Raw genomic sequence first — 26,362 nt, forward strand, 5'->3', positions numbered from 1 at the left:
ATTTACTATCTAAACGTAATTTTTCATGTGTAAGTCAGTGGCGCTATGGTAAATTATTCAGTAATGCTTCTAATTGTGCAAGAGAATAAAGGTTTAATGAACCAACTGTTTGAAAATGATCCGTTGTTATTGCTGCTGGAATCACTGCTGCATGAATTTCGTTATTATCCAGATTAATGATAATGAAATGAACATTCATACCAATAGGAAGTTTGTAACCTCCTGAATGAAATATCCCAGAACTTACCTGATAAATTCCTCCCATTGAACTTGCTCCGTCAACTGAAACAAAGACTCTTGTATTTTGGGTTGTGAATCCAGATGGAATTTGAACATCAATCTTGGAGAGTGGTTCCGAATTGTTCATGAAGTAATCTAAATTTACCCATCCCAAGCTATCTGGAAATGCGGAATAAATTCCTGTACCCGCACTCATATTTGATGAATCAACTTGTGTCCATTCCAATTGTTCATTGTCAATTTGACCATAGAAAAGTCCCATTTGATTCGTTGTTCCATTCGGTGCTGGAGCCTCAATTAGGTAATTTGCTCCTGGAGCCAGTTTCAGATTTTGACCGTTCTGCTTAGCAACAATATTAAATTGCCCTCCTGAGATTAATGGACTAACTCCATTCCATACTTTACCTACGGTTTGTTTGTTCATTAAAATCATGTCTTTTTTACTGTAAATTTCAACGAATTCAATTTGAATATTTCCAGTTACTGGAGTACCACTAGCTGTCACAAATGAATTCGGATTGAAATGAATCACCGTTCCTTTGTTTCCAGTAATGGTTTGAGTTTGTCCAGCATTGATGGTAAAGGTTTGTTTACCGTTACTCAGATTACTATTAAAAAATGCCGATGCGTAATTCGTTGCCGGGTTAGTTGGATCTGGAGTTGTAGGTTGTGTTTTGTCTTTTTTACAAGAGGTTGAGAATATCAGTAAGGCACCTGCCATTAGCACTGATGATAGATTGAAGTGTTTCATGATGTTTAATTTTAGTATTTCAAATAAGAACGAAACAAATGAACTATTCAGGGGGGGGGCTAGCATACTTTTTTTTGAATAAAAATAAAAAAGCGCCTGGAGATGCACTTCTGAATCTGTTTTATTGAAATGCCATTAATCCTCGATTTCTGTAACTGATTACATTTCTTTCGTTTCAGATCGAATGAATAGTTTAATTTTGAGCAACGAAACGCTGACTTTCCTATGTGCCGTATCTTTATTGTTATTTGTTTTTTTCTTTTTTCGTCTGTTTTGTTCGGGCAATCGCAATGGATTCGTTTTTCAATTTCTGTAAAAGATATTCCTTGTGAAGATGTTCCCAAGCAATTAACTCTTTCTTCTGTTTTTGCGGGAAAAGACAGTGTTTTATTGAAAGAACAGTTTTCAGTATGCCAAAAGTATTTGGAGATTCCTAAAATTCCAGGAGTTTATACCGTTCAGATTAAAACGCAATTGTATGAATTGATTTTGGTGGATTTTAAGATTGAAGCAAATACGCCCGATTCCATTTCTTTGGGTGAGTTTAAACTGAAAGAACCCATAGCACAATTGGATGAGGTAACGATTACGGGAGTTCAACGAAAATTTATCGAAATTGAAGCAGATAAAACTACCTTGATAGTGAAGGATAATCCCGTTTTATCAATCAGCAGTATTTACGATGCCATTTTGAAAGTTCCCGGAGTAATGCCTTATCCTGGGGGAGGATTTGCTATTGGCGGACAATTAGCAACTGTTTATTTCGAAGGAGTTCCAAGTAGTTTGTCGACAGATGATTTGATGAATTTATTGAAGAGCTTGCCAGCGAATTCAGTTGAAACGATTGAAATTATTTCGAATCCAGGAGCTTCTTTTGATGCAAATGTAAGTGGAGCGGTGATCAATATCAACAGCATTGGGAAAGCGACGAAATGGTTGTCTGGAACGGTGACTTTGAGTTATGGGTTGAATCAGAATCAGAAAATTTCTCCTTCTTTAGTTTTAAATGGAAGGCAATCCAGATGGAGTTGGCAACTTCAGATGGGATATTCCAATAATGAACGCTCCAACAGAGATACTTCCGAGCGTGTATTCAATTCGTTTAATCCGCAGATTGGTTTAAATTCCGATAGAAAGGAACAAACTCGGAATAGCTATTATTACTTCAAACCTTCAGTGACGTTGAATTTGTCGAAGCGTTCCAGTTTGATGCTGAATTACAACGGTTCTTTCGGCGATAATAAGATCAACGGAAATTCAGTGACCGCAAGCCAATCGATTAGTCCTGCAGTTGAACTTCGAACCGATTATAAATCCCGAAATTATGGAATGGGAAACGAAGGGATTGCGAAATTCAGACAGGAATTTGATACGCTGAAACGGGTGTTGAATGTGACGGCATTTTATTCCAATTATCAGAACAAGTCGAAAAGAAGCAATACCCAACGAATTTCGGCAACGGATGATTACAGTATTTTGGATTATTATATGAATATCAATCGCTTCTATTTGCGAGCTGATGCCGAAATTCCGTTTGAAAAAATCAAGTTTTATCTGAACACAGGAGTAAAGTACAGCTTGATGGATGTGAAAAATATTGGGTCGTATAATTTGAATAATTCCTCTTCAGATATTTTTGATAATCCGTTCTATACTTCTGTGATTGACTTTGATTATGTGGAAGATAATTTGGCTGCCTACGTGGATTTAAAAAAGAAATTGGGAAAGAAAGTATCCATTGGTGCAGGTTTAAGAGCTGAAAATTTTAGTTTGAGAAGAGCTTCCAATGTAACAAGTACTGCACGAAATAATTACTTCAATTTCTTTCCATCGTTTAATGCAATCTATCGCATGAATTCCATGGTGAATATCATTGGAACGTATTCTCGGAAAATCGGAATCCCAAATTTCACACAGTACGATCCAAATAATTCAGGATATTATGATTCATTTAGTTCTTCCAGTGGAAATACGCAGCTGAAGCCTAATTTTTATGACAATGCGCAATTTAAAATCACTGTTTTGGATTATGCGCAGTTTTCAGTCAATTTCACGCATTCGCAGTTTCTGAATCTGAACGAAGTAGTTGTCGCACCAAATTCGGTACAAACGGTTCAAACTTACCGTACTTATAACAATGTGAACTCGATGAATTATTTTTTAGCAATTCCAGTTCCATTTGCCTTGTTTACGAAAGGACTGAAATTCATGGATGATCCTGTTGACGTAGATAAAATGTCCTTTTTATACATTTATACTTCTTATACGAAGACGAGTATTTCGGGCTATAACTATGTGAATCCGAATAAGGGAATGTGGACTTTGGGAGTGTATTCACAATTTATTTTACCTTGGAAAATTCGAATGAATATTGATTATTACATCACGAGTAAAGGAAATTATCAGATTTATGAGTTTGTAAGAAATCGCTCGGCTTTTGATGTTATTTTGAGTAGAGAGTTTTACGACAAAAAGTGGAAGACTTCGATTTCATTTGAGGATATTTTCAATACCGACCAAAGTAATGCCCGGGTTTCGTTTCCAAATATTCAAATGAACAGTTATTCTAAGCAGGACACGCGAATCATTTGGTTCAAAGTTTCTTATTCCTTTGGGAAAGTGGAAAAGAATGATTCGGATGGATTGAACTTGCCAAATGTGGGTGGGGAATGATGCCTCTGATAAAATATTACCCGGGTAAGTGGTGGATAATCTTGCACTTATCCTTATGAGACAAAAAAAGTCCCAGTCTACCTAAGTAAAACGGGACTTTCATATTCAATTTATTTTTTACAATGCAGCCAAAGCTCCGTCGTAATTCGGTTCATCTTTAATATCCGGTACCAATTCTGTGTAAACAACATTGTGATTCTCATCCAAAACAACAACTGATCTTGCATGCAATCCCTTCAAAGGACCATCTAATAATTCCAATCCGTAGTTTTTTCCGAACTCACCATCTCTGAAATCAGAAAGCGTTACTACATTTTCAATTCCTTCTGCGCCACAAAAACGTTTTTGAGCGAAAGGTAAATCGCGAGAAATACACAAAACAGTAGTGTTCTCCAAAGCAGAAGCTTTCTTGTTGAATTCACGCACAGAAGCTGCACAAGTTCCTGTATCAATGCTCGGGAAGATATTTAAAATCAATTTTTTTCCTTTGTAATTTTCCAGTGAAATAGTTCCCAAGTCTGCATTTACTAATGAAAAATCTGCTGCGTGTGCTCCTTTTACTGGTAATTCACCGCTTGTGTGTAGAGGATTTCCTCCTAATGTTACGTTTGCCATTTGTTGTATTTTTTACCAGTCTAAAGTTAGAAGTAAATATGACAGAAATGATTGTTTTTACGAATTAATCCATGTCAAAATAACTTTTGGTAGTAAAGAATTAAATCCTGTGAATCAATTTTCCACAACTAGTTTATGAATGGCGAAATTTCCACTTTTATCAATAGATTTTAAAATGTAAATTCCTGATGGTAAATTAGTTAGTTGTAATTGTGTTTCAGTTGCTCCATTTACCTGTTTTTCAGTAATCAATTTACCCGACAAGTCAGTTAATTGGATGGAAATTAAAGGGATATGAAATTGTAGGATCACTGTTTCTTTTACTGGATTTGGATAGATGGTAATCCAGTCTTCTCCGTAGACATTTCCCGAACCAATACCTGTAGTACAGTTGCCAGGTCCTGGTTGACAACTCGCTAAATTCGCTAGTTGATAGTCTTTGAAGAAATTCCAGATTGCTGTTGCTGCATTAAAGCCATTTACCGCTGGCCAGCCATGTCCTCCTCCTACGATTCGAATGATTGAAACTTCTTTGCCACTCGTACAAAAGGGATATTTTTGAACCCCAGAAACAATGGTGGATACGTTTGAAGCATTGTATGTATTCGCTCCACAAGCACTTGCTGGTGCACTAAAAAAAGACAATGGCCATTCGTTCCAAGCTGTTGGTGTAAAATCAGAATCTGGATAAGCTACGGTCCCGTCAGCATCTCCATGTATGTGCCACACAGGAACTGGAACAAATGAATTTTGCGAATAAGTGGTCAAATAGTTATTATCACCATACATATTACCTGCAACAGGCGCTATTCCTGCTATTTTATCAGCTAACTCTACCCCTAATCTGTATGAAAAAAAGGCTCCTCCGGAATGACCAGTTGCATATACCTGTTTCTTGTTAATCCCATAATTAGTACATAGGTAGTCAATCAACTGAGAAACAAAAGCAACATCTTGTGGTTCCCCTGTTTCATCGCCGTCTACAGGTTTATTCCATATTCCGTTTCCTAAATCGTTGGTAGACTGAGCATAAACGACTAAAAAATCATTGTTATCAGCTGCAGCGTCAAATCCTGAGTAACCTTTAATTCCTGAGGCTGTCCCTCCATCTCCGTGAAACACTAAGACCGTTGGTAAATTAGTGGCTACGCATGTGCCTGGTGAGTGAATGATAAACGTTCGGGTAACTCCGTTTACTTGAATATTTCCATTAATATCCAAGGCTTTCAAATTATTTATAAAAGAGATACACAGGGTAATTGCGAGTAGGAAAGATCTTTGTGTCATAGTGAAAATAGTTTCTAAAAAAAGATCACCAAAAGGAGGTGCTTTATGATTAAATGTGTCAGATTATTTTTGACTGATGAACCCGAGTTGCTATTTGTTTACAGCCCTTTATTTGGTTTATTCTACTCAAAAATAGTGTTTTATCAGGAGTTTTCAGAATAATTTTTTTACTGCCTTCGTCATTTCACGCTTTCCTGGAGGACCAGGCAATGAAGTCACTTCGAATCCAACAGACTTCAAATCGCGTTTCACTTGTCCTTTTGCGCAATATGTTACCAAAACACCTCCTGGACTCAACCAATCGTAGATTTTTTGAAAAATTTCCGGAGTCCATAGTTCTGGCTGAACTCTGGGGCCAAATGCATCGTAGTAACACAAATCGATTGTTTCTTTTCCCATTTCCAATTCCTGAATCTGTTTTCCGACTTTTTCAAGTACAAAATGTTCTGAAATCTCGCGTGCTACATTCCATTCCACCTGATGCATTTTTTTGAAAACTTCCACCGCTTCTTCATCGCGGGTAAAGGAAGTGTAATTCATTCCTTCAATTTCTTCTGCACTTGGTGGAAAAGCTTCGAGCCCAATGTAATGAATGTATTGATTGCGTTTTTCCGAAGCAAAATAGGTGAGGAGTGCATTCAATCCAGTTCCGAAACCCATTTCAAAAATCGTTAGATAATCGCCTGATTTTGGGTTTAGCCCATGTTTAATGAAAACGTGTTGTGCCTCTTGCAATGCACCATGACTTGAATGATAATGTTCGTTCCATTCCGGAAGATAGATTGTTGTTGAACCATCTGCAGTTTTTACCAATTCACGTTTCATGGTGTAAAGCTAGCTATTCATAATTGATAATTCATCAGGTACATTTTACCTAAAATTAAAGTTCAGATTTCCAACAACTAAAATGAATCCTTAATTTTGAAGCATGAGTGAAAAACAAACCAAAGGCTTACTATTTATTTTAATTACGATTTGTATTGATTCCATTGGGTTGGGGATTATTATTCCTTCACTTCCAAGTTTGATTGCAGATGTAACACATTTGTCCATAACTGAGTCATCCAAATATTCCATTCCAGTTTTGATTCCATATGCATGTATGCAATTTTTGTTTTCTCCACTCATTGGAAATTTGAGTGATCGTTTCGGACGAAGACCAATCATTTTAATGTCGCTTCTTGGTTTGGGCTTGGATTATGTATTCATGTACTTTGCTCCAAGTTTGGGATGGTTGATACTTGGTAGAGCTATTTCTGGAATGTTTGGTGCAAGTTTCACGTCAGCAGCAGCTTATATCGCAGATATTTCTACCAATGAGAACAGAGCTCAGAATTTTGGGTTGATTGGAGCGGCTTTTGGAATCGGATTTGTTATCGGACCAGCAATCGGAGCAGCTGCATCTGAGTTTGGTTTGCGTGTTCCTTTCATGGTTGCCGCATTTTTATCTTTGGCGAATTTCATTTATGGTTTATTGATCTTGAAAGAGTCATTGCCTGTCTCTGACCGCAGAAAGTTTGAGATTGTACGCGCGAATCCGATTGGTGCGATCATGCAAATCGTTCGTTTTCCAAAATATAGGGGATTGTTTGTAGTAACTTTTGTTGTATTACTTTCAAATATGGCAATTCATTCGGTGTGGAATTATTATACCATAGCACGTTATGGATGGGAAACAAAAGACGTGGGAATTTCATTGGCAGTTGTTGGAGTTTGTTTTGGCTTAGTTCAAGGAGCATTATCTGGACCAATCGTTAAGAAAATGGGAGAGAAGGGCGCCGCAACTTTAGGCTTGGTCATATTAAGTGTGGTAACACTTGGAATTGGTTTGATTCCCTATGGTTGGATGATGTATGTGATTATTTTGCCTTATGCATTTTCAGGAATTGTGGATCCAAGTATTCGCTCTTTAGTTTCAGCCGAAGCTAAAAGCAACGAACAAGGAGAATTGCAAGGGATTTTTACTTCTCTGATGAGTTTGGCTGAAATTATCGGTCCGATTTTCATGATTTGGATTTTTTACAAATCTGTTCCATTGGCGGAGAAAAATTCGATCTTTTATGGATCTCCATTCTTTGTCGCTGGAGCTTTGGCAATTATTGCCTTGATTCTCTTACGGTATGTCTTCAGTAAGATTGCTTTTAAAGCAAATGAAGCACTTTTGGATGAGCAGTCAGAAGAATCTGTAGAAAACTAAAAAAGTTCCGACAATGAGTGTCGGAACTTTCCTCTTTAATTTACTCAGCTAAAAACAGCTGTTTTTTCTTCTGTTTCGGGTTCTGACTTTCGTTTGTTTCGCTTTGTTAATTGCTGAAGTATCTCAACTTACTCATGTTACCTAACCATACTCTCTATCTACCTATTTACTCTGACTAAAACCAAGTTTTTCGTAAGAGTGTTAAAACAAACGGAGTCATACCTAACCTTGAAGAAATATCTTACCTTATTTTTTACCGAAAATTGCGAAAAGATCGATAATGCTTGTTTGAATGAACCATTGTATCATATCCTTTTTATTTAGTTTATTTCTTCAAAACTGCTTGTTTTTTTTCGTTTGCCTATTGTCTGTTTTTGTACTTGAATGTAAACGGTTTGTTATCAGTGATAAATGGCAATATAAAATGATTTCATATCATTAATTGATGTGTCAATTAATGATAAAACAAGTATATTTGTTTTTAACAGTTCGTGATTATGAAACAAATGTTGCACTCAGAAGATCGCAAGGCAATTGAGAAATTGATTGATTATATGCATGAGCATCCTCAAGAATGTTTTGATATTTCGAAACATGCTCTAATGATTGGTTTCTCCGTTTCTAAACTGAATAAAAGCTTCAAAGTTTTAATTGGAATTGGACCTGCGAGCTATTTTAGAAGGATTAAAATGCAAAAAGCGAAAGAATTACATATTCAACAAAGCTATACTTGGACAGAAATCAGTTCGCTTTTTGGATATTCAGATTTAGCCTCGTTCAGCAAGGCTTTTAAAAGAATTCATGGTTTTTGTCCACGGAATGCAACTTCGAGTGATTATTTGACGTCCTGATAATAACTCAATTCATCATGTACTACAACGTAACTCAAGTGGAAAAATTAGATTCGATTATTTTTTATAAGATCGATAGAGCAATAAGAACTTACCGTCAGTTTGCGCAAGCTCGTTTAAGATCTTTAGGTCATCAGATTACAATCGACCAATGGTTGGTGATAAAGTGTTTGATTGAAAATCCAAAAATTCAGCAAAATGAAATTTCGGAACAGGTATTTAAAGATGCAGCTTCTGTTAATCGAATGATTAACTTATTGGTAGAATCTAAATATTTGAAGCGTAAGATCAATAAATTAGACCGCAGAAAGATGGATATTTTGGTCACACAAAAAGCTCTAGATGCTATTGATGCGATGGACGAGGTCATTCCGAACAATCGCTCACATGCATTGACGGGACTTACACAAGAAGAAATGCAAATTGCAACGAAGGTGATGACTCAAATTGCAACCAATTGCAAACGATAAATACGCTTTAGAATCAAAAAACAGAGCAAAAAAAAGGTGCCTAATCGAATTCGATGGCACCTTTTTTTTATGGATTCTTTTTATTCCAGTACAATCACCAATTTATTGAAATCGGCAGCACCATTGATTACTTTTTCATACATTTCGTATTCTGAAACGGTGTAGTTTACTTTGTTGTAGAATTCATTAATGGTAACAATCAATTGGTTTCCTTTCATTTCGTAAGAAGACACAAAACCAGATTGTAAAGCTTTCTCATCGTTTGTAACAATGTTGAAATTCAATACCTCTGGATTTTTTACTGTTACTCCCTCTGGAATATTTACAATGATTTTTCGTACATATTGACGAGTAAATTGAGTTGATACAGGTAATTTACGTGCTTCTTTGTTATACATTTCAGCTTGTGGCCCAATCAACATTCCAATTTTTAAAAGGGTTTTGTTTCCAGCTTTTTCAATGAAAGATGTTCCAGATATTTTCCCTCTCGCAACAAATGGTTCTTTCCCGGCTAATTTACCATTGTCGTTTTCGTAAGTAACATCGGTTAATTTTGCCTCATTATCGATATACAACAAAACATCTTCTTTAAGTTCAGTTTTCTTTGCGTCATCTTGTACCATGTCTAAGATGAATTGTGGAATCATGGATTTGTAGCCTGATAATTTTCGTTCTACTTGAACTGTAGGTTCTGATAAACTAGCGTCGAATGTTACAATTGTATTTATTTCGTCAATGGATTCTTCACTTTTTGTTCCACCAATGTATTTTACTTTCCCCACTCCAAAAGCTTGTTCATTCACAATGCGTTCTTCAATGAATAAGCCGTAATTGTTATTGAATTCGAAAGGGGAAAAGCCAATGCGGGAAAAAATACCAGCTGACCAATATTTTTTCAAATCACTTAAATAAATAAGTGTTTCATCCAAAAAGTTGTAAGCTTCATAATCGGTTAAAAAAGGATTTTCATCTCTGTTTGAAGTCATAACAACCTCAAATTTCACATTGAGTGCTTTCAAGCAAGCAATCATCAATTTGATCGTTCCAGTTTCATTGGTGACTTTCTTCGTCAAAATATTGTCTAAATCGCTAATTCCATCGAAGTACTCTTCCGTCAACCCGTATTCTGTTTTTAGATTGTATTCTAAGTTGCGCAGTTTTGACTCTAAATCGCCTTTTCCTAAGGCATTTTCTGAGGTCAATTCAGTAATTTTTTTGGATGATTTTTTCGATGGAGTTTCATATAAATTAGAATATACGTTCTTGGAAACGTTTAGGTAAGTATACAAATTGGACTTTCCAGAAGAAGTGTTTTTTTGCAATTTGTAATAACATTTCATCAGGTTTGCATTGTATGCACTCGATTCTTCGTCTTTTAAACCTTCAATATTTGTGGTATCAATAAAGCTGCGATTAACATCCGCATTTAAAGTGTCTTTTTTAAAATTAGGCATTCCATTCACAGAGTGAAACATGAGTTCCAGGTGCTTCGGACATATAATATCGTATTCAACTTTCTTTTTGTCGATGGAGGATTGAAGGTATAAGGAAGCGCCAGATAAAGTTGGTTCTTCGCTCATGTAATGTAAATACTCAATATAGCTGCCTTTTTCCAAACCTTCCAAAGCGAAATAGCGATATTCAACTTCTCCATTTTCATTTTTAGATTCCTGAATGTCTGATTCTTTTAGATTGATAATTTTCCCATCTGGTTTAATAACGCGGGCTTTTTGTTTCAGTACTTTTGCTCCTGGTTTGTTGGAGATATAGACTTTGTTATTCTCCTCAATACCCGCATCTGTGTTGATTAATTGAATATTGTGAAGTAGAACCATTTGATAGAATCCATCGCCATACTCTGCAAATTCCACACTTCTTTTTTCGAAAAGCATCACTTCATCTTTCAATTTGTCTTTTTCAGAAGCTTCTATTTTTTCTGGTGTACTTTTCCAGTCATAATTGAGGTAAATTGGTTTCACTTCCGATTGAGCAATGGTGTAATTCATACAACCACATGCGATAAGAATGATTAAGAGTTGTTTCATAGTTATTTTTTACGTTTTAATTCGATGGTTTCCGATAATGCTTTTTTCTTTTGTGCGATGAATTTATTCCATTCTGGAAATTGACTCGGCTCGAGAATGGTGAACTTATTAGCGATTGTTAGTGTTAAAACAACCTGATTTCCAGTTTGTACATAGTTTACATCAAAGTCAACCATATCTGAATGGTAAGAGATTGGTTTAGGCAGGCTACTCACGACATAATTTTCTGGAATTTCAAGCTCTACAATATACGTATCTGAAAACTCATGATCTAATTCAAAAGGAGCAACACGTGTTTCTTTCAATTCATTTTGATACGTAATAGTCTTATTCAAAATTAGGTTGATGTAAATTTCATCGTTCAAACTTGTACAGTAATTCTTACAAGTCCAATCAAAGTACATCATTCCAATTGTATCTCTTTCAAGCATGTTTTTCATGTGCCCTTTTGTTACGAAAAACGAATTATTTCCACGCTGATTGATTCCTGTCAAAAATTTCAATTCATCCTTTGAAAGCACATCTTTTGCATAATTTCCAATCAATGTATGGTAATATCCACTCATCGAACAAGTGGATGAACCAACCAAATCTTTTCCTTCAATTTTGATTTTAGAATGATCAACCACCGATGAGTAATTGGCATCTTGAATCGGAACGGTTGTTAATTCAAATTCAGTTGGACTAATGTGTAAAAGCGCTTCTTTTCCTTGAATAAATCCAGTAGATGCATTCATTGTTTGAAAGGAATTGGTTGCATCTAAGAAGTAGAATTTTCCGTTTTCTTTGTAGGTTGTTATCATGTGATTATCACACATTCCACTAGGAAAGTCACTGTATTTAAACGGTATGTCTCGAGAACCAATCCATGTTAAGTAACTTGGGATATTTGCCGCTTTCAATAAGGAATAAATCAACGAAGCCATGTCTTTACAATCTCCAAATCGTTTGTCCACAACGGCATTTGGTTGACGAGGCACAAATCCGCCCATTCCTTCTTCAAAGGCTATGTATTTCACATGATCCTGAACCCAATAATAGATTGCTCTTACTTTATCTAAGTTGTTTGTGAGGTTTTTGGTAATAGAATCTGCAATCCGAGTGATTTCAGGACTTGGTTTTTCATTTTCAACTTCAGCTACATTTGGTGCATAGTTGGTGTGTAAATCTTGTAAATTACTTCCAACATTGGTTCGTTTTCCTTTGTAATTGTAATAAGAAAGCTGCCCTAAAACTTGCGGTGCATAATAACGCATGTTTGGAGCATTTTCTTCTGGTTTTAACAGCAAAGCATTTTCACAACTGTAGGTTGTTGTTTTGATATTTTTGGAAATGGATTCTTCTCTTTTCAGCTGGATTTTATCTGTATAATATTCCTTCAGCATAAGATGAATCGATGTATCAGTAATTATTTTAAATGTTGGGTTTTCACACGGAGAATAGTCGAAAAAAATGAATCCGAAGGGAAAATTATTCTCCTTCATAGTCACATCGTAGGAAATATGTCGCAATGCACCTTCTACTAAACCTGGGAAAACGATTACTGTTTCTTTGTTGTCATCGTGAAAAATTCCTCTGTCTGCCTCAGCGTCTCGGGTAAATGCTTCGTTGGAACTTACTTTTTTGCTTTTAGTTCCAACTGGAATGATTGAATATGCTTCGATATTGGCAATTGCCTCAAATGAAGTAAAATCAATGGAATATTCCGATAACATGCTTGCACCATTTTTATCGATAATCAAATCTTCGTATTCGAAATGATAAACCAGTGTAGGAACGCCCTTTACATATTTGATCGTGACCGTGCGTTCATTTTTTGTTTGAACAATGTGGTTCCCAGGATACTTCTTTTTATAAGTTGCTAGAATATCAATTGTTTGAGCAGTTGAGCAGAAACCGATGAAAAGTAAACCGAATAAAAGAGTGAAACTTTTAGAATTTTTGAATTTTGATTGCTTCATCTCCATAATAAGTAACGATTCGTATTAATTTTCCTTCTGCGTTGTATTCTTTTGCTTCGCCATGTAATTCTCCAAAACGATACATCGCCTCATAAATCAATTTGCCTACTGCATTGAATATCATGTATTTTCCATGCAATTGATCTTTCAAGTAGTTAATTTCTTTTACTTTGATACCCTGTTCATTGAAATCAAGAGATTTTCCAGATAATTCACCGTGCTCGTATCCTTCATCTTCCCATACTTTCCCATTTTCATGGTAGGTGATGTATCTTCCTTCAATAAGTCCATTTTTCCGTGTGTGATCACCTGATTTTTTACCTGTTTTGTAATAAGTAACAACTTTCATTTCGTTACCAACTAACTCAATGGGTTTCACCAATTTTCCTTCTGAATTGTGATAAGAATAGGCCGTGAAGATCCCATAATCGTAAGTTCTAGACATCATCAAAGCCCCTTTTGTATCGTAGTATGTTACTTCTCCATGGCGTTTGTCGTCCAAATGCACTCCTGCGATGGATAATTTTCCGTTTGGATGGTAATAAGTGAATTTCCCCTGACGATCTCCATTGATGTATGTGATTTCTGATTCGATTGAACCATCATCATTGTAACGTTTTTCAACACCGTCTATATTTGCATTTACATACTTCGATTCACGGATTAGTTTACCTTCTTTGTTGTACCATTTCCAAATACCATCTTTGTCTCCATTTTTATAGCTTCCTTCACAAGTGATGATATTGTTAATAGTATACCAAGTGAATTTCCCGTCAGCAGTTCCATTTTTGTAATTTCCGATAAAACGAACGTATGAGTTTGTAGGATCTTTTAATTTGATTTCACCGTTGTATTCTCCCAACTGGCCAATCATATTTTCGGTAGTATCGAATTGCGTATGCACGATAATTCTACCGTTGTCATACTCATCCATGGAGTTCAACTTACTTTCAACATCATACGAGATTTGGTATCCTTGTTTGTTTCCTTGAACATAGAAGTTTTTGTAAGAGAAGCTTCCATCGGAAAAATAACCAATCCATTCATTGTCGTATTCTCCTTCAGAATAATACCCCTCACTTGTTAAGTCTCCAAAAATATTGAAGGATTGGTATAAACCATCTCGTTTACCATCTTTGATGACACAGAAGCTTTCCAATTGGCCGTTGGAATAGAATTCTTTCAAGGTATCGGTCACTTTTCCATCTTTGTATTTTTCGATAGAAGTGATATTCCCATACTTGTCATAATATTTCCATTCTCCAGTTCTTTCTTCGTCTGTAATTTGACCTTCCACCGATTTTTTACCATTTGGATAAGAACGGATGTAATCAATTTTCTTTCCTTTTTTGGTTGCCAAAACCTTTGCTGTTCCTGCTTTGTCGTAATAGGTAATTGATTTCAATTCTCCTTTCGAGAACTCCAACTCTTCGAATTTTTTTCCATCCAAATCATATTGGGTATTTATCCCGTTTTGTTTTCCTGATTCGTCTAATTGCATTGAAATTGCTAAAGCTCCGTTGGAATAATATTCTTCAAATTTCCCGATTTCAACACCGTTTTTATAGGTTCCTTTATTTTCAATACGACCATCGTAAAAATAGGTCGTGTATTCACCATCGTATTTCCCATTCACGTAGTTGTATTGAGATGCGAGCTGACCGTTTGAATAGTATTTTTTACGAATGCCTTGTATTATATCATTGACCAATTTAAACTCGTCATCTTTTACACCATTATTGCTGTAAGAGATATAGTTTCCTTCGCCAATTCCAGCTTTGTAATTCATTTCAACGGATAATTGACCATTGGGAAAGTAGGATCTGTAAATTCCATCTTTTTTAGCATCCTTGAGGAAGTATTTTTCTTTCACAGTTCCATTTCGGTAAAAATAAGTCACGGTATCTTGTTCAATACCATTAATCATTTTGTACTTCACATATAATTCGCCGCTGAAATAATACGAGTATTGGATTTTCTCTTTTTCAATTGCTGTAAATTCAATTCTTCGTGAAATATTACCATCAAAATCATTGTAAATTTCCCATGTTCCAATAGATTTTCCGTGATCGTCAAAATGAGCACGCATTTCTAATAATCCATTTTTGTGATATCCCAAGTAGTTTCCAATGCTTTCATTCTTGTCATTCAGTTTTCCAATGCTTTCCAAATGACTTGATTTGTAATCAACATTTACCCATTGCATTTTCCCCTCAAACTCCATGTATTGGCTGGATGTTGTTTCTTTATAGGCTGTTTTTGACCAATCGTAGAATGCTTTAATCTTAGGGATTTTAGACTTAATGGAATTTTGAATTTCTGGGCTTTCAAATCCAATTAAAGGAACCATTGTAAATTGGTCAAACATTTTTTCTTTCCAAATTTTCTCAAAGAATGGCATATAATGTTGATTCCAAAAATCCATGTTATCCTTATCGTAGGTGTTGTTTTTCAGAAACAAATGCAATTGCTTTCCATAAGCAGTTGGAACACTCATTTTTGCTTTGTAATTATCTTGCAAGGCAATCTTGTTTTCGAAAAGTAAATTGTAATCCTCATAATTATCGGGGCCTAGCAATTCTTTAATATTCTTAGATTCTTTTTCAAAAGATCCGTTGGCAATTCTCTCCATGATACCAGTAATCCCAGGTGCTCTAGAGTCATCTGGATTCAACCATGTAAACGTTAATAGTGACATCATTGCTTGGTCATACAATCCTTCATTTGCTGCCAATAATCCTAGAGCTAAATGACTATTTCCATGATAAACATTGCTTTGAATTGCTTGTTTATAGTCGCTAATTGCTTCTTTGTATTTCTTTTGATTTGCGTAAGCAAGACCTCTGTTGTATAACAAATTGTGTTGATAAGGATACAATTTCAACCCTTCATTGTATACCCGAATAGCTTCATCGGGCTTCTTGTTTTGATCGTAGCAATTCCCCAAAGTCAAATAAACGCGGTGTTTAAAATTGAATCGGATTTTGTATTGTAACAAATCATTTAGAATATTTTGCGCTTTATCATAATGTTCCAATTGCATTTCACTCAAAGCAATTTCATATTGTGCCAAGGCATACGCCGTATCATTGATATTGATCTTTTCATATTCTAAAATTGCCTCTTCGTATTTTTCGCTATCATGTAGCTCGACACCTTTATCAATAACATCTCTAGCAACTACACGAGAAATGTTTTTTTGGGCAAATAAAGAAAATGGAGCAAGAACAGTGAGGAGTAATAATTTCTTCATAAAGTAAGTATTCAATTAAGTTGACGAACTAATCAGTTAGACACTAAATTTAATGAATATTCTAAATATAAGAATGGTGTAATGGAAATTTGATAGATACGTCAGGCTTTTGTTGAAAACCCTTGGGGATTTTAGAATTATTTCTTTCTCAGCTCCTGTCCGTGATAAAAGTAGTATTTTGGAACTCCCGAAACATGAATTCCTAAATACTGTGAAGCATAAGCAGTTTTGGTTTCTGGAGATTGGCCGAAAATTTCCAGAAATTCAACCTTCAGTTCATAAACATCTTCCTTATAACTGAAAGTGATTTTATCACCAACGGAAATCTTGCCTGTTTGTATTTGTCCAGTAATTACAATTTTCCCATCTGAAAGTGTAAATCCGTCGTCTACAATCATTAGAAAATCATTTTGCTTTTGTTTTTTGAAAGAAAAAAGTGAGAATAGGCTCATTGATAGTATCAGTAATTTCATAGATTGAACAGAAATAATTTTGAACTTGATAAAGGTATTCATAAATGGTAAAAAGCGTTATAGTCTTTTTCAAATTAAACTACCTTCATTGGCGCCGAACTATTAGAAAAAAAATAAAAGCCTCGCAAAATTTGCAAGGCTTTTATTTTCAAGTGGGAAATGAGGGATTCGAACCCCCGACATTCCCGATTGCTACAGCATATCGGGACACTCTGAACCAAGAGAATCAATGAGCTTTTGAATCATACTTCTAGATTTCCAGTTTTTGATTTTCTTTTCGAATGCCATTGCTTCTGCACGTGTATCAAATCCTTGTGTAAAAACAATTTTCCAATCATGGGTTTGATTTGTAAACCCTTTGTTCTTGTTATTGTGTTTTTTTAGTCTTTCTGGAGGATTTTCAGAACTTCCGATATAGAATTTATCTTTCGATGATGAATATAGGATGTAAGTGTAGAAAATGAATGGTGAAGTATTAAAAAGAAAAAGCCTCGCAAAATTTGCAAGGCTTTTTCTTTCAAGTGGGAAATGAGGGATTCGAACCCCCGACATCCTGCTTGTAAGGCAGGCGCTCTGAACCAACTGAGCTAATCTCCCGTGCTTAACGTTTTCTGAGTTACCGTTGTTCCTCAAACGCGAGTGCAAATATAAGGCATTATTTCTTTTCTGCAAGCCCTTTTTCAAAAAAAAGTTCAAAAAAATCATGAACTAAAAAGAACGACCCGAAAATCAGAATCGTATCCGATTTGTTTACAGTTTCTTGCGCTTTTTTTAAGGCTTTGATGGGAGAATCAAAAAAAGTAGCTTTTTTTATGCGAGGAGTCATTTTTTGAGTCAATTCTTCGAATGAAAGACTTCTCGGATTTTCAAAAGTGGTGAAATAATAAGCTGCTTCTGCGGGTAGTTCATGGATGATTGTCTCCAAATTTTTATCCGAACTGGTTCCATAGATGCAATGAAGTCTTCCTTTGTTTACTTCTTGAATGGATTTCATGAGTACATGAATGCCCTCTGCGTTGTGCGCGCAGTCCACAATGGTTAGAGGAGAGTGATTAATTATTTCCATCCGACCAAAGAAGCCTGTATTTGCTTTTAAGTTCAGAATTCCGTTTTCACGGATTGGCTGATTGCATGAAAAACCTTGTTCTTCTAAATAATCACAGACGGCTGAAACAATCGAATAATTGCCTATTTGATAGCCAATAATTCCTTTTGGAAGTGAACTGTCTTGATGAAGTGGGATGATGATTCTCGAATTTCGTTCATTTGCTGTAGCTTCAAAAACTGGAAAGGTTTCGGAATCTACTTCGCCAATCACAACGGGTATATTTTGTTTGATGATTCCAGCTTTTTCAAAGGCAATTTTAGTTCTGGTGTCGCCAAGGATGTTGATGTGATCTAATCCAATGTTGGTGATTACTGAAATAATGGGTTGAATGATATTGGTGGCATCTAGCCGGCCACCTAAACCAACTTCTGCAATCACAATCGAACAGTTATTTTGATGAAAGTAATCCAGTGCCATCATCCAAGTTATTTCAAAGAAGGATGGTTCAATACTCCAACTATGATTTTGAACTTTTTCGCAAAAATCAATCACAAATTGATTATCAATTGGATTTCCATTGATTCGAATGCGTTCTGTGAAGTCGAATAGGTGAGGGGAAGTAAACAATCCAACTGTTTCTCCGCTTTCGGTAAGAATCGAAGCTAGCATATTGGAAACAGAACCTTTTCCATTTGTTCCACCTACATGAATGAATCTCAATTTTTCTTCTGGATGGTTAAAAAAGGCACTGAGTTCTTCGATGTTTTTAAGTCCAGGGTTGTATGCTTGAGCTCCAAGGTTATGATAAGCGGGAAATTGCTGAAACAACCAATCGATAGTTTCTGAGTAATTCATGATCTATTGAGACTTGAAATAATACGTAATAGTTCCTTCTTCGATGGTTTTTTGAGAGAACTCGAAACGCGATTTCTTGGCGTAATTGATTGCTTGGTCTACACAACATGGATTTGAACCTTCAGGTGCTTGAGATTGCGCCCAATATACATCGCCATTGGAATTGACTTTCACCTTCACGACAATTTTTTCGTTCACACCTTTCCCACACATGTAACCTGGAATCTTAATGTAATCCGGATTATTTTGATGCGGTTTTCTGCCATTCATGTTCCATTCAGCCAGTGTTTTACCTTGTGTTCCAGTATTTGAACCTATATTTCCTCCTTGCCCGCCTTCTTGTTTCTGTTGCTGCTTTTTCTTCTCCTCGCGCTCTTTTTTGCGTTGATCCATTTCTTTTTGAATCTTTTCTCGCTCAGCAGCTCCACCAGTCATATTGAATTGTTGCTTCTCAAAATCTTGAATGGATTCTTCAGGGGTTTTTGGTTTGGTCTTTTCTGGCTTTGTCTGAGGTTCAGAAGAATTTTCCGTTGTTTCTGGATTTTCTTCCGCTCTTTCTCCACCATCCTTTGCTTCTGGCATTCCGTCTCCATTATTGCCATTGAAGTTGAATTGACTTGGAGGAGTTTCTTCCACATTTTGATTATTCAAGGAAAATTGAGTGGTATCAGAAACTTCGCTAAAGGTCATAGAATTGAGACCTTCGTAATTGTTGTAAATTGTTTTCGCGTAAATTGAAAGTGCACCAGCAAGGACAAATGCTAGAATGATGTACATTAAAACAGCAGATTCACGGGTTCTTATTTGATAGGCACCGTATCGTTTATTACGATTGGCAAAGATTGCTTTCAGATTATTTGTGCGAAATTCTTCCCATTCACTATTCTCAATATATTGATAAAGCGAAAAAACAATGATGAGAAGAAATAGAATATAAACGAATGCCATAAACCTCTTTGTAAACCACTTTAAAGCTACAAGTAAAAAATGAACAATTAATTTTTTAAAGGACTTTTAACGAAAACTAGTTGGCTACAATGCGTATTGTGATTGCTTCCTTCATATTTTTTGTTGTATTGGCCTTGTTGAAACGCGCTTCGTTTTGAACTACTCGAATAACTTGATTAATTAAAACCATATCATTTGTAGTAGAAGAAGCTTTTACGAACGTTGGTTTTCCAATGATATTTCCATTTGGATCAACCAATACGGATAAAATAATCTTACAAGGCTCATTGGATTTGATGTTTGTTGTATTCGGTTGTTCTACCAAAAATCGTTTTACATTTCCTCCAGAACCATCGCCTCCAGAACCAGGTCCAGTTCCATTGCCGTCATCATTTCCAATACCCTTGCCGTTTCCACTTCCTTCTCCGCCGCCGCTTCCACCAGTTCCAAACGGATTATCGCTGGTGTTTTTTCCACTTGGAGGATTGTCGGTAGGAGTTTTTGTGTTGTTCATATTGGAATTTCCCGATTTCACACTCGTAGTGCTTTTTGATTGAGTCAGGATTTGTTCCGTTTGAGGCGGAGTTGTTTCAGCCTTTTCAACTTTTGCTGGAGTTCCTGATCCGCCACCGCCTAAACCTTTGGGAAGTTCTTCCAATTCAAGAGGGATTAATTCCATCTCCATGTCCTGATACAATAATTGCTCGGGAAGTGGGGGAGTTGGGATTCGATATCCTAAGAAATGAAGAATCGCTAATAGCGTAACAAATGCAGATGCTGCAATGATTCCCGCTACTTTTCGATCTTTAATCTCTTCGGCCTTTACTGTTTCAAAAGCAAATTCTTCCATGGTCTTAATTCTATATTTTTCGAACTTGTTAGTAATTACAATTTACCACTCAAATCGGGAAACGTTCATTTTTTAATAACTTTTAGCGAAAACTAGTTTGCTGTAATTCGAATGGTAATCACCTCTTTTGTATTCTTAGTCGTGTTCACCGTGTTAAATTGAGCTTGATTCTTTACTGCACTAATCACCTGATTAATTAAGGACACATCATTCGTCGTAGAATTGCCTTTTATGAGAGTTGGATTTTCAACAATGTTTCCGTTTGGATCTACTAAAACAGATAAGACAATTTTACAGTTGTCATTTGATTGAATAGTATGTGTATTGGGAAAAGAAACCAAGTTTCGTTTTACTTTTTCTTCCGTTTTAGGATTGTCATTTTGATTATCCCGAATCGCATCGGTACTATTTCCGCGGTAGTTTCCATCATTGATTCCACCTGTTGCAAACGGATTATCACTTGTATGTTGCGCACTTGCGGGATTGTTATTCGGAGTAGTTGTATTCGTAATACTAGAACTACCCAACTTAACAGATGAATTACTACTCTGTTGCGTTAGAATCTGTTCCACTTGTAAAGGAGTCGTTTCTGTTGCTTTTACTTTTGCAGGAGTTCCAGATTGACTTCCTCCGAGACCTTGTTGCAAAAGTTGTGGGTCGAGCGGAATTAAAGTTAATTCATCATATAAGGCCTGCTTTGGAATGATAGGATTCGAAAACCGGTATCCAATGAAACAAAGAATGGTTAATAGAACTAGAAAAGCAGATGCGGAAATGATTCCCGCAACTTTACGGTCTTTTACTTCGTAAGTTTTTTCTGATTCTAAACTAACCTTCATAGTTCTTGAATTTAATGAATTAGCCAGCTTTGGTAGCTATTACAAACTTCAATTGATGCTTCAATCCAAGTTGTAACAAGTCTATCAATTCCTGAACATCTAGGTCATACGCAGGACGTATCACTACGGTTTCATCTTTTCGCAATTTTGTTTCTTGCAATAGGCGAACCTCTAGGTTTTCTGGAGTTACTTCTTCTTTGTCCAAGTAATATTTCTTGTCACTAGTTACAGTCAACGTTAGATGTTGAACATTTGTTTGACCAGTATCCTTCGCGTCTGGAAGCGGAACTTGAATCACGTTCGGGTTTGCTAATGTTGAAATAATCAAAAAGAACAAAAGCAAAAAGAACATGATATCACTCATGGAAGAGGATTCAACCCCCGCATGAAATCGTTTTTTGCGTTTTATTGCCATTTCCCTGGACGTTGAATGATATTAATAAATCCTAAGTTCGTAGACTGAATTTTTAAGGTGTAGTTATCAATCATTGCGTTTAAAATGTGATACGCAGAATAGGCAATGATACCAACTGTCAAACCAGCTCCAGAACTAATCATTTTCTCGTATAAACCTCCTGAGATATTTCCGATACTCACATTTTCAGAAATCGAGATGTTGTAGAATATTTTAATTACCCCCGCAATAGTACCAATAAATCCAAATGTTGGTGCGATACCAGCAATTAATCCAAGAACACCCATTCCTTTTTCCATCTTACCAATTTCAATATTGGCCACCTTGTCCATGTTGGATTCGATTTCAGAAACTGGTCTTCCAATGGTTTGAATTCCTTCTGCAACAACAGATCCATAAGCACTTTGATCGCGTTGGACGGTATTCAATGCATCTTGAATATTTCCTTTCTCCAAGTTCATTCGAATGTCATTCAACAAATTTGCATTGTATACAGACATACGACGAATATATCGGAATCGCTCAATAATTACATACAGGGTATAGAATAACAAAATGATAATTGGGATGATAAAAACCCCGCCTTTCATTACGAAATCTAATGCAGTGATTTTTTCGCCGGGAACTGCTTTTTCAGCGTTTTGCGCCGTGTTTTCAACAACTTGTGCTAAGCTTATTAGTGGAGTTGCTAAAAATAAAAGTGTAAATATTGCTGCTTTTCTCATCTGGTCTATAAATGAATACATGAATCAATTTCCAAAAATACGCCCAATAAAAGCTGTTTTCCCCCTTAATCTCAAGAGATATTCACAGTATTTTGTTTATAGGGATTGGATTTTTGAAATTCGCGTGTATACTTTGAATAAGTGACTGATGATGTTTTGGTTACAACTACAATCTTAATTCGCGTGTTTAGCGGTCGCTTTTTTCTGAGTTTTGATTCTTCTTGAGCGATCTTTAAAACTAGCTTTCAACCAAATATACCCGATTAATCCAGCTAATAATGAAGAAATAAGAATTGCAAACTTCGAATCATTGATGATTTCTTTCTCCGAAAAAGCAAGAATCGTCACGAAAATAGACATCGTAAATCCAATTCCGCCAAGAATTCCGACTCCAAATAATTGACTCCAAGTCGTGCCTAGTGGTTTTTCAGCAAAGTTAAATCGAATAGAAATCCACGTAAACAGAAATATTCCGATCGGTTTCCCAAGAACTAGCCCTATGATTATTCCTAAACTGGCATTATGAAGCAATGCGGTATCCCAAGTTGGACCAATTTCGATTGCTGTATTTACCAAAGCAAATAAAGGCAAGATAAAGAAGGGAACAGGGTAGTGTAATGCTTCTTGCAGACGATGTGATGGAGAAATGGCATTGGCTGATTTGCCAAATGCGGGAATTGCTAATGCTAGAAGTACTCCAGTTATGGTAGCATGAATTCCTGAATGGTGCATGAAATACCACATAACGATTCCCAAAGGAATATAAACCCAAAGGGAAGTTACTTTCAGTTTGTTAAACACTAATAATCCAACAAAGATACCTAGTGCAATGCCGAAGTTTAGCCAGAAAATAGTTTTTGTATAGAAAACGCCGATAACCACAATTGCTCCCAAATCATCAATCACTGCAAGTGCTGTCAAGAAAACCTTAATTGAAAGAGGCACTTTGTTTCCTAAAAGAGAAAGTGCTCCTAAAGCAAATGCAATATCTGTTGCCATTGGAATTCCAAATCCAATGCTGGTTGGTTTTCCAAGGTTTACGAAAATGTAAATTCCAGCAGGAATAAGCATTCCTCCCAAAGCACTAAAAATGGGAAGTGTTGCTTTTTTGAGGGAGGAAAGTTCACCAACAAGAAATTCGCGTTTCAATTCAAGGCCAACCAATAAAAAGAAAATAGCCATCAAGCCATCATTGACCCAGTGCTCAATCGTCATTCCACCAAGTGACATTTCCCAAAATTCGGTGTACTGATCTTTGATCGAAGAATTTGCCAAAAGAAGAGATAGAATGGTAAATGCAATTAGCGTTAAACCACTCGATTTCTCACTCTCGAAGAATTTTTTAAAGACTTGATTCTTTGAGGCGCTTCTTGCCATATTCTTATACTAATTGATTCAGAGCAATTTCAAATGCAGCTTTTGCAATTCCCGTTTTAGATGAATTGGAAGCATGTGTTTTCTTCAAAGCATCGCCAATAATTTTGCTTGTGTCCTCAAAAATACCTTGGTCAGTCAATTCTTTCAAGTCGTTACTCATCAAGTAAGCAAAAACACGTGCCATTCCACAATTCGAAATAAAATCAGGAATAATTGAAAGGTGATTATCTGCGTAATCTGCAATTGGTCCGAAGAAAATTTCTTTATCTGCAAACGGAACATTTGCTCCTGCAGCTATTACTTGAACACCTGATTTAATCATACGTTCGACTTGCTCTTGCGTAATTAAGCGAGAAGCAGCGCAAGGAATAAAAACATCAGCTTGAATATCCCAGATTTTTGCATTGATTTCATCAAAAGACTTCAAGTCTGGGTGAATGATTTCGTTTCCGTTTTTTGTCAAAAACAATTGTTTGATTTCTTCTAAAGAGAATCCATTTTCATTGATTAAGCCACCAACACGGTCAATAATACCAACGATTTTAGCACCTGATTGAGCCAAATAATAGGCTCCAGCTGAAGCTACATTTCCCCAACCTTGAACAATGACTTTTTTATCTTTCAAATCACCACCCCAAATATCGTAATAATGGGCAACTGATTGAGCAACACCGTAACCAGTAATCATATCAGCGATTACAAATTTCTTTTCTACACTTGGACTGTACTGTTTGTCTTCGATTACTTTCAGAACTCCTTGTCTCAATTGACCAATGCGGTTAATTTTTTGTGCTTCACGTGGTTGGAAATGCCCATTGAAAACACCTTCCTGCGGATGCCAGATTCCACAATCTTCCGTAATTGGAATGACTTCATGAATTTCATCAACATTTAAATCTCCTCCAGTTCCATAATAATGTTTCAAAAGTGGTGTAACAGCTGCGTACCAACGTCTCAAAACGCCCTCTTTACGTGGGTCTTTTGGATCAAAGTTGATTCCAGATTTTGCACCACCAATTGGAGGCCCAGCAACTGTAAATTTCACTTCCATTGTTTTTGCAAGACTTTCTACTTCACGTTTGTCCAAACCTACGCGCATACGAGTTCCTCCACCAGCAGCGCCTCCGCGTAATGAGTTAATGACAACCCATCCTTCTGCTTCTGTTTCTGCGTCTTTCCATTCAAAAACGATCTCTGGGCGTTTGTTTTCAAACTTGTGAAGTAAATCTTTCATATATGTTAAATTCTATTATTCGATAATTATTGAGTTGTAAAAGTAGGCATTATTGCTCTTTTAGAATGATAGTAGGTAGTAATCTCTGTGATTATTCCTCACAATAGATTTGTTTTTAAGGTAAATGATGAACACCACCAATTACATTTTTGTCAGCTCCAGTAACGCTTGATAAACAATTTGGTTCATTGTTTAAATTGAGGGCACCTAAAAGACCGAAAATAAGAGCTTCCTTATAATCAATGAGTTCATTGTCGACGGTTACAATTTCGCCCGTATAATATCGTTTGAATCGTTCAATCAAGAACGTGTTTTTTGCACCTCCACCAGTTATCATTACCCGTTTCAAGTTGTTTTTAGTGCAAATTTCTCCCAATTGAATTGCGATGTGCTCTACAACTGTTGCTAAGTTGTTTTCGATGTCTTTGTCGAATTTGAGAAGCGGGTAGAAGTGCTGTTCCAACCACTCCGTTCCCAACGATTTTGGTCCTTCCTCTTTGTAGTAGTCCAAGCTATTCAACAAATCGAGTAGGAAATAATTTAATTCACCTGCTCGAGCCAAATCGCCATTTTTATCGTATTCCAACTGCTTGGAACGCGCTAATTTGTTCATTGGCAGATTTGCTGGACAAATATCGTAGGCTCTAACAACTCCTTTTTCTTCAAAACTGATATTTGCAAAACCACCAATATTGATAAAACCATCTGCTTTTGATCCAAACAAATACACATCTCCAATTGGAACTAAAGGCGCTCCTTGTCCGCCAAACAAGACATCTTTTGTTCTAAAATCGCCAATTGTTTTTATTCCTGTTTTTACAGCAATCACAGCCGGATTACCAATTTGTGTTGTAAATCCTTTGGTTGGTTGATGAAAAACGGTTTGTCCGTGTGATGCGATTGCATGTATTTCCTCTCGTTGAATGGAATTAGTTGTTATGAATTGATTGATGCAATCTGCTAAGAAAACACCTAAATCGTGATCCAATGTTGCTAATTGAGAGCCAGATAACTTAGTTGATTCATGCAGGCTCGAGAGTAGTAATTCATTGAATTGAAAAGTGTGTGCAGCCTGGATGCTAAACTCCCAGTTCTTGTCGGAAATTTTAGTGTACGATGCAAAGGTAATATCCACTCCATCAAGAGAGGTTCCTGACATTAAGCCAATTATTTTGAATGAGTTCATAAAAGACGAAAATTAAGTTTTTATCGGTACATTTGTCTTCTTAAACAAATATAAAATAAACTACGATAT

General features: G+C 36.2%; 22 protein-coding genes and 1 tRNA gene. 4 read left to right on the plus strand and 19 right to left on the minus strand.

Annotated elements, in window-relative coordinates:
• Positions 1–43: 43 nt before the first annotated feature.
• Positions 44–991, minus strand: a complete 948-nt coding sequence (locus tag FLUTA_RS12670; RefSeq protein ID WP_013687279.1) for a hypothetical protein — start codon at positions 989–991, stop codon at positions 44–46.
• Positions 992–1,264: 273 nt separating this feature from the next.
• Here FLUTA_RS12670 and FLUTA_RS12675 point away from each other — a divergent pair, with 273 nt between their 5' ends.
• Entirely contained in the window at positions 1,265–3,664 is a 2,400-nt protein-coding gene (locus FLUTA_RS12675; RefSeq protein ID WP_169312085.1) for an outer membrane beta-barrel family protein, read from the plus strand.
• A 117-nt stretch (positions 3,665–3,781) separates the two neighbouring features.
• Here FLUTA_RS12675 and tpx read toward each other — a convergent pair whose 3' ends face one another.
• From tpx to mnmC2, 3 genes are all read right to left on the minus strand, one after another.
• Positions 3,782–4,279 carry a thiol peroxidase gene (tpx, locus tag FLUTA_RS12680; protein ID WP_013687281.1) on the minus strand — a complete coding sequence of 166 codons (498 nt, stop codon included), beginning with the start codon at positions 4,277–4,279 and terminating at the stop codon, positions 3,782–3,784.
• Positions 4,280–4,393: 114 nt separating this feature from the next.
• Complete coding sequence (locus tag FLUTA_RS20840; protein ID WP_013687282.1) at positions 4,394–5,566, minus strand: T9SS type A sorting domain-containing protein; 1,173 nt, start codon at positions 5,564–5,566, stop codon at positions 4,394–4,396.
• 153 nt (positions 5,567–5,719) lie between these two features.
• On the minus strand, positions 5,720–6,391 hold the full coding sequence (gene mnmC2 / locus FLUTA_RS12690) for a tRNA (5-methylaminomethyl-2-thiouridine)(34)-methyltransferase MnmC2 (RefSeq protein ID WP_013687283.1): 672 nt from the start codon (positions 6,389–6,391) through the stop codon (positions 5,720–5,722).
• A 103-nt stretch (positions 6,392–6,494) separates the two neighbouring features.
• On the opposite strand from mnmC2, the gene FLUTA_RS12695 reads away from it, so the two are divergent.
• The 3 genes from FLUTA_RS12695 to FLUTA_RS12705 all read left to right on the plus strand — a co-directional run bounded on the left by FLUTA_RS12695 (position 6,495) and on the right by FLUTA_RS12705 (position 9,084).
• On the plus strand, positions 6,495–7,763 hold the full coding sequence (locus FLUTA_RS12695) for a TCR/Tet family MFS transporter (RefSeq protein WP_013687284.1): 1,269 nt from the start codon (positions 6,495–6,497) through the stop codon (positions 7,761–7,763).
• Between the two features lie 497 nt (positions 7,764–8,260).
• Positions 8,261–8,614 (plus strand): helix-turn-helix domain-containing protein, encoded by a 354-nt coding sequence (locus FLUTA_RS12700; protein WP_013687285.1) that lies wholly within the window; start codon positions 8,261–8,263, stop codon positions 8,612–8,614.
• 17 nt (positions 8,615–8,631) lie between these two features.
• Positions 8,632–9,084: a MarR family winged helix-turn-helix transcriptional regulator gene (locus FLUTA_RS12705; RefSeq protein ID WP_013687286.1), complete on the plus strand. Its 453-nt coding sequence runs from the start codon at positions 8,632–8,634 to the stop codon at positions 9,082–9,084.
• Between the two features lie 80 nt (positions 9,085–9,164).
• On the opposite strand, the gene FLUTA_RS12710 is transcribed toward FLUTA_RS12705, so the two are convergent.
• From FLUTA_RS12710 to FLUTA_RS12780, 15 genes are all read right to left on the minus strand, one after another.
• The gene (locus FLUTA_RS12710) at positions 9,165–11,129 is read right to left on the minus strand and encodes a DUF3857 domain-containing protein (protein WP_013687287.1); all 1,965 of its coding nucleotides are present in this window, start codon (positions 11,127–11,129) and stop codon (positions 9,165–9,167) included.
• A 2-nt stretch (positions 11,130–11,131) separates the two neighbouring features.
• Positions 11,132–13,090 carry a DUF3857 domain-containing transglutaminase family protein gene (locus FLUTA_RS12715; RefSeq protein ID WP_043023808.1) on the minus strand — a complete coding sequence of 653 codons (1,959 nt, stop codon included), beginning with the start codon at positions 13,088–13,090 and terminating at the stop codon, positions 11,132–11,134.
• Positions 13,062–16,343 (minus strand): tetratricopeptide repeat protein, encoded by a 3,282-nt coding sequence (locus FLUTA_RS12720; protein ID WP_013687289.1) that lies wholly within the window; start codon positions 16,341–16,343, stop codon positions 13,062–13,064. Before FLUTA_RS12720 ends, FLUTA_RS12715 begins: the two co-directional genes overlap by 29 nt.
• A 137-nt stretch (positions 16,344–16,480) precedes the next feature.
• Positions 16,481–16,741 carry a hypothetical protein gene (locus tag FLUTA_RS12725; RefSeq protein WP_148235438.1) on the minus strand — a complete coding sequence of 87 codons (261 nt, stop codon included), beginning with the start codon at positions 16,739–16,741 and terminating at the stop codon, positions 16,481–16,483.
• 267 nt (positions 16,742–17,008) lie between these two features.
• Entirely contained in the window at positions 17,009–17,368 is a 360-nt protein-coding gene (locus FLUTA_RS12730) for a GIY-YIG nuclease family protein (protein WP_148235439.1), read from the minus strand.
• Positions 17,339–17,413: transfer RNA gene (locus tag FLUTA_RS12735), tRNA-Val, on the minus strand. The genes FLUTA_RS12730 and FLUTA_RS12735 overlap by 30 nt, the downstream gene beginning before the upstream one ends.
• Positions 17,414–17,471: 58 nt before the next feature.
• The gene (locus FLUTA_RS12740; RefSeq protein WP_013687292.1) at positions 17,472–18,719 is read right to left on the minus strand and encodes a bifunctional folylpolyglutamate synthase/dihydrofolate synthase; all 1,248 of its coding nucleotides are present in this window, start codon (positions 18,717–18,719) and stop codon (positions 17,472–17,474) included.
• Between the two features lie 3 nt (positions 18,720–18,722).
• On the minus strand, positions 18,723–19,667 hold the full coding sequence (locus tag FLUTA_RS20845; RefSeq protein WP_013687293.1) for a hypothetical protein: 945 nt from the start codon (positions 19,665–19,667) through the stop codon (positions 18,723–18,725).
• A 76-nt stretch (positions 19,668–19,743) separates the two neighbouring features.
• A complete protein-coding gene (locus FLUTA_RS12750; protein ID WP_013687294.1) occupies positions 19,744–20,517 on the minus strand; it encodes a hypothetical protein in 774 nt (257 codons plus the stop codon).
• A 92-nt stretch (positions 20,518–20,609) separates the two neighbouring features.
• Entirely contained in the window at positions 20,610–21,356 is a 747-nt protein-coding gene (locus tag FLUTA_RS12755) for a hypothetical protein (RefSeq protein WP_013687295.1), read from the minus strand.
• A 19-nt stretch (positions 21,357–21,375) separates the two neighbouring features.
• A complete protein-coding gene (locus FLUTA_RS12760; RefSeq protein WP_013687296.1) occupies positions 21,376–21,771 on the minus strand; it encodes an ExbD/TolR family protein in 396 nt (131 codons plus the stop codon).
• Entirely contained in the window at positions 21,762–22,496 is a 735-nt protein-coding gene (locus FLUTA_RS12765) for a MotA/TolQ/ExbB proton channel family protein (RefSeq protein WP_148235440.1), read from the minus strand. Before FLUTA_RS12765 ends, FLUTA_RS12760 begins: the two co-directional genes overlap by 10 nt.
• A gap of 174 nt (positions 22,497–22,670) precedes the next feature.
• Positions 22,671–23,873, minus strand: a complete 1,203-nt coding sequence (gene nhaA, locus FLUTA_RS12770; RefSeq protein ID WP_013687298.1) for a Na+/H+ antiporter NhaA — start codon at positions 23,871–23,873, stop codon at positions 22,671–22,673.
• Between the two features lie 4 nt (positions 23,874–23,877).
• Positions 23,878–25,107: a Glu/Leu/Phe/Val dehydrogenase dimerization domain-containing protein gene (locus FLUTA_RS12775; RefSeq protein WP_013687299.1), complete on the minus strand. Its 1,230-nt coding sequence runs from the start codon at positions 25,105–25,107 to the stop codon at positions 23,878–23,880.
• A gap of 115 nt (positions 25,108–25,222) precedes the next feature.
• Positions 25,223–26,293, minus strand: a complete 1,071-nt coding sequence (locus tag FLUTA_RS12780; RefSeq protein ID WP_013687300.1) for an anhydro-N-acetylmuramic acid kinase — start codon at positions 26,291–26,293, stop codon at positions 25,223–25,225.
• Positions 26,294–26,362: the final 69 nt, after the last annotated feature.

Origin of the sequence: Fluviicola taffensis DSM 16823, assembly GCF_000194605.1 — a bacterium.
In the GTDB taxonomy this organism is placed as follows: Bacteria; Bacteroidota; Bacteroidia; order Flavobacteriales_D; family Crocinitomicaceae; genus Fluviicola; species Fluviicola taffensis.

Excerpts from the sequence above, each read along its gene's own strand:
- FLUTA_RS12670 (WP_013687279.1), bottom strand. The coding sequence starts at position 991 with ATGAAACACTTCAATCTATCATCAGTGCTAATGGCAGGTGCCTTACTG.
- tpx (WP_013687281.1), bottom strand. The coding sequence starts at position 4,279 with ATGGCAAACGTAACATTAGGAGGAAATCCTCTACACACAAGCGGTGAA.
- FLUTA_RS12740 (WP_013687292.1), bottom strand. The coding sequence starts at position 18,719 with ATGAATTACTCAGAAACTATCGATTGGTTGTTTCAGCAATTTCCCGCT.
- FLUTA_RS20845 (WP_013687293.1), bottom strand. The coding sequence starts at position 19,667 with ATGGCATTCGTTTATATTCTATTTCTTCTCATCATTGTTTTTTCGCTT.
- FLUTA_RS12760 (WP_013687296.1), bottom strand. The coding sequence starts at position 21,771 with ATGGCAATAAAACGCAAAAAACGATTTCATGCGGGGGTTGAATCCTCT.
- FLUTA_RS12750 (WP_013687294.1), bottom strand. The coding sequence starts at position 20,517 with ATGGAAGAATTTGCTTTTGAAACAGTAAAGGCCGAAGAGATTAAAGAT.
- FLUTA_RS12710 (WP_013687287.1), bottom strand. The coding sequence starts at position 11,129 with ATGAAACAACTCTTAATCATTCTTATCGCATGTGGTTGTATGAATTAC.
- FLUTA_RS12705 (WP_013687286.1), top strand. The coding sequence starts at position 8,632 with ATGTACTACAACGTAACTCAAGTGGAAAAATTAGATTCGATTATTTTT.
- FLUTA_RS12695 (WP_013687284.1), top strand. The coding sequence starts at position 6,495 with ATGAGTGAAAAACAAACCAAAGGCTTACTATTTATTTTAATTACGATT.
- FLUTA_RS12755 (WP_013687295.1), bottom strand. The coding sequence starts at position 21,356 with ATGAAGGTTAGTTTAGAATCAGAAAAAACTTACGAAGTAAAAGACCGT.
- FLUTA_RS12730 (WP_148235439.1), bottom strand. The coding sequence starts at position 17,368 with ATGTCGGGGGTTCGAATCCCTCATTTCCCACTTGAAAGAAAAAGCCTT.
- FLUTA_RS12765 (WP_148235440.1), bottom strand. The coding sequence starts at position 22,496 with ATGAGAAAAGCAGCAATATTTACACTTTTATTTTTAGCAACTCCACTA.
- FLUTA_RS12715 (WP_043023808.1), bottom strand. The coding sequence starts at position 13,090 with ATGAAGCAATCAAAATTCAAAAATTCTAAAAGTTTCACTCTTTTATTC.
- FLUTA_RS12720 (WP_013687289.1), bottom strand. The coding sequence starts at position 16,343 with ATGAAGAAATTATTACTCCTCACTGTTCTTGCTCCATTTTCTTTATTT.
- nhaA (WP_013687298.1), bottom strand. The coding sequence starts at position 23,873 with ATGGCAAGAAGCGCCTCAAAGAATCAAGTCTTTAAAAAATTCTTCGAG.
- FLUTA_RS20840 (WP_013687282.1), bottom strand. The coding sequence starts at position 5,566 with ATGACACAAAGATCTTTCCTACTCGCAATTACCCTGTGTATCTCTTTT.
- mnmC2 (WP_013687283.1), bottom strand. The coding sequence starts at position 6,391 with ATGAAACGTGAATTGGTAAAAACTGCAGATGGTTCAACAACAATCTAT.
- FLUTA_RS12700 (WP_013687285.1), top strand. The coding sequence starts at position 8,261 with ATGAAACAAATGTTGCACTCAGAAGATCGCAAGGCAATTGAGAAATTG.
- FLUTA_RS12775 (WP_013687299.1), bottom strand. The coding sequence starts at position 25,107 with ATGAAAGATTTACTTCACAAGTTTGAAAACAAACGCCCAGAGATCGTT.
- FLUTA_RS12725 (WP_148235438.1), bottom strand. The coding sequence starts at position 16,741 with ATGATTGTAGACGACGGATTTACACTTTCAGATGGGAAAATTGTAATT.
- FLUTA_RS12780 (WP_013687300.1), bottom strand. The coding sequence starts at position 26,293 with ATGAACTCATTCAAAATAATTGGCTTAATGTCAGGAACCTCTCTTGAT.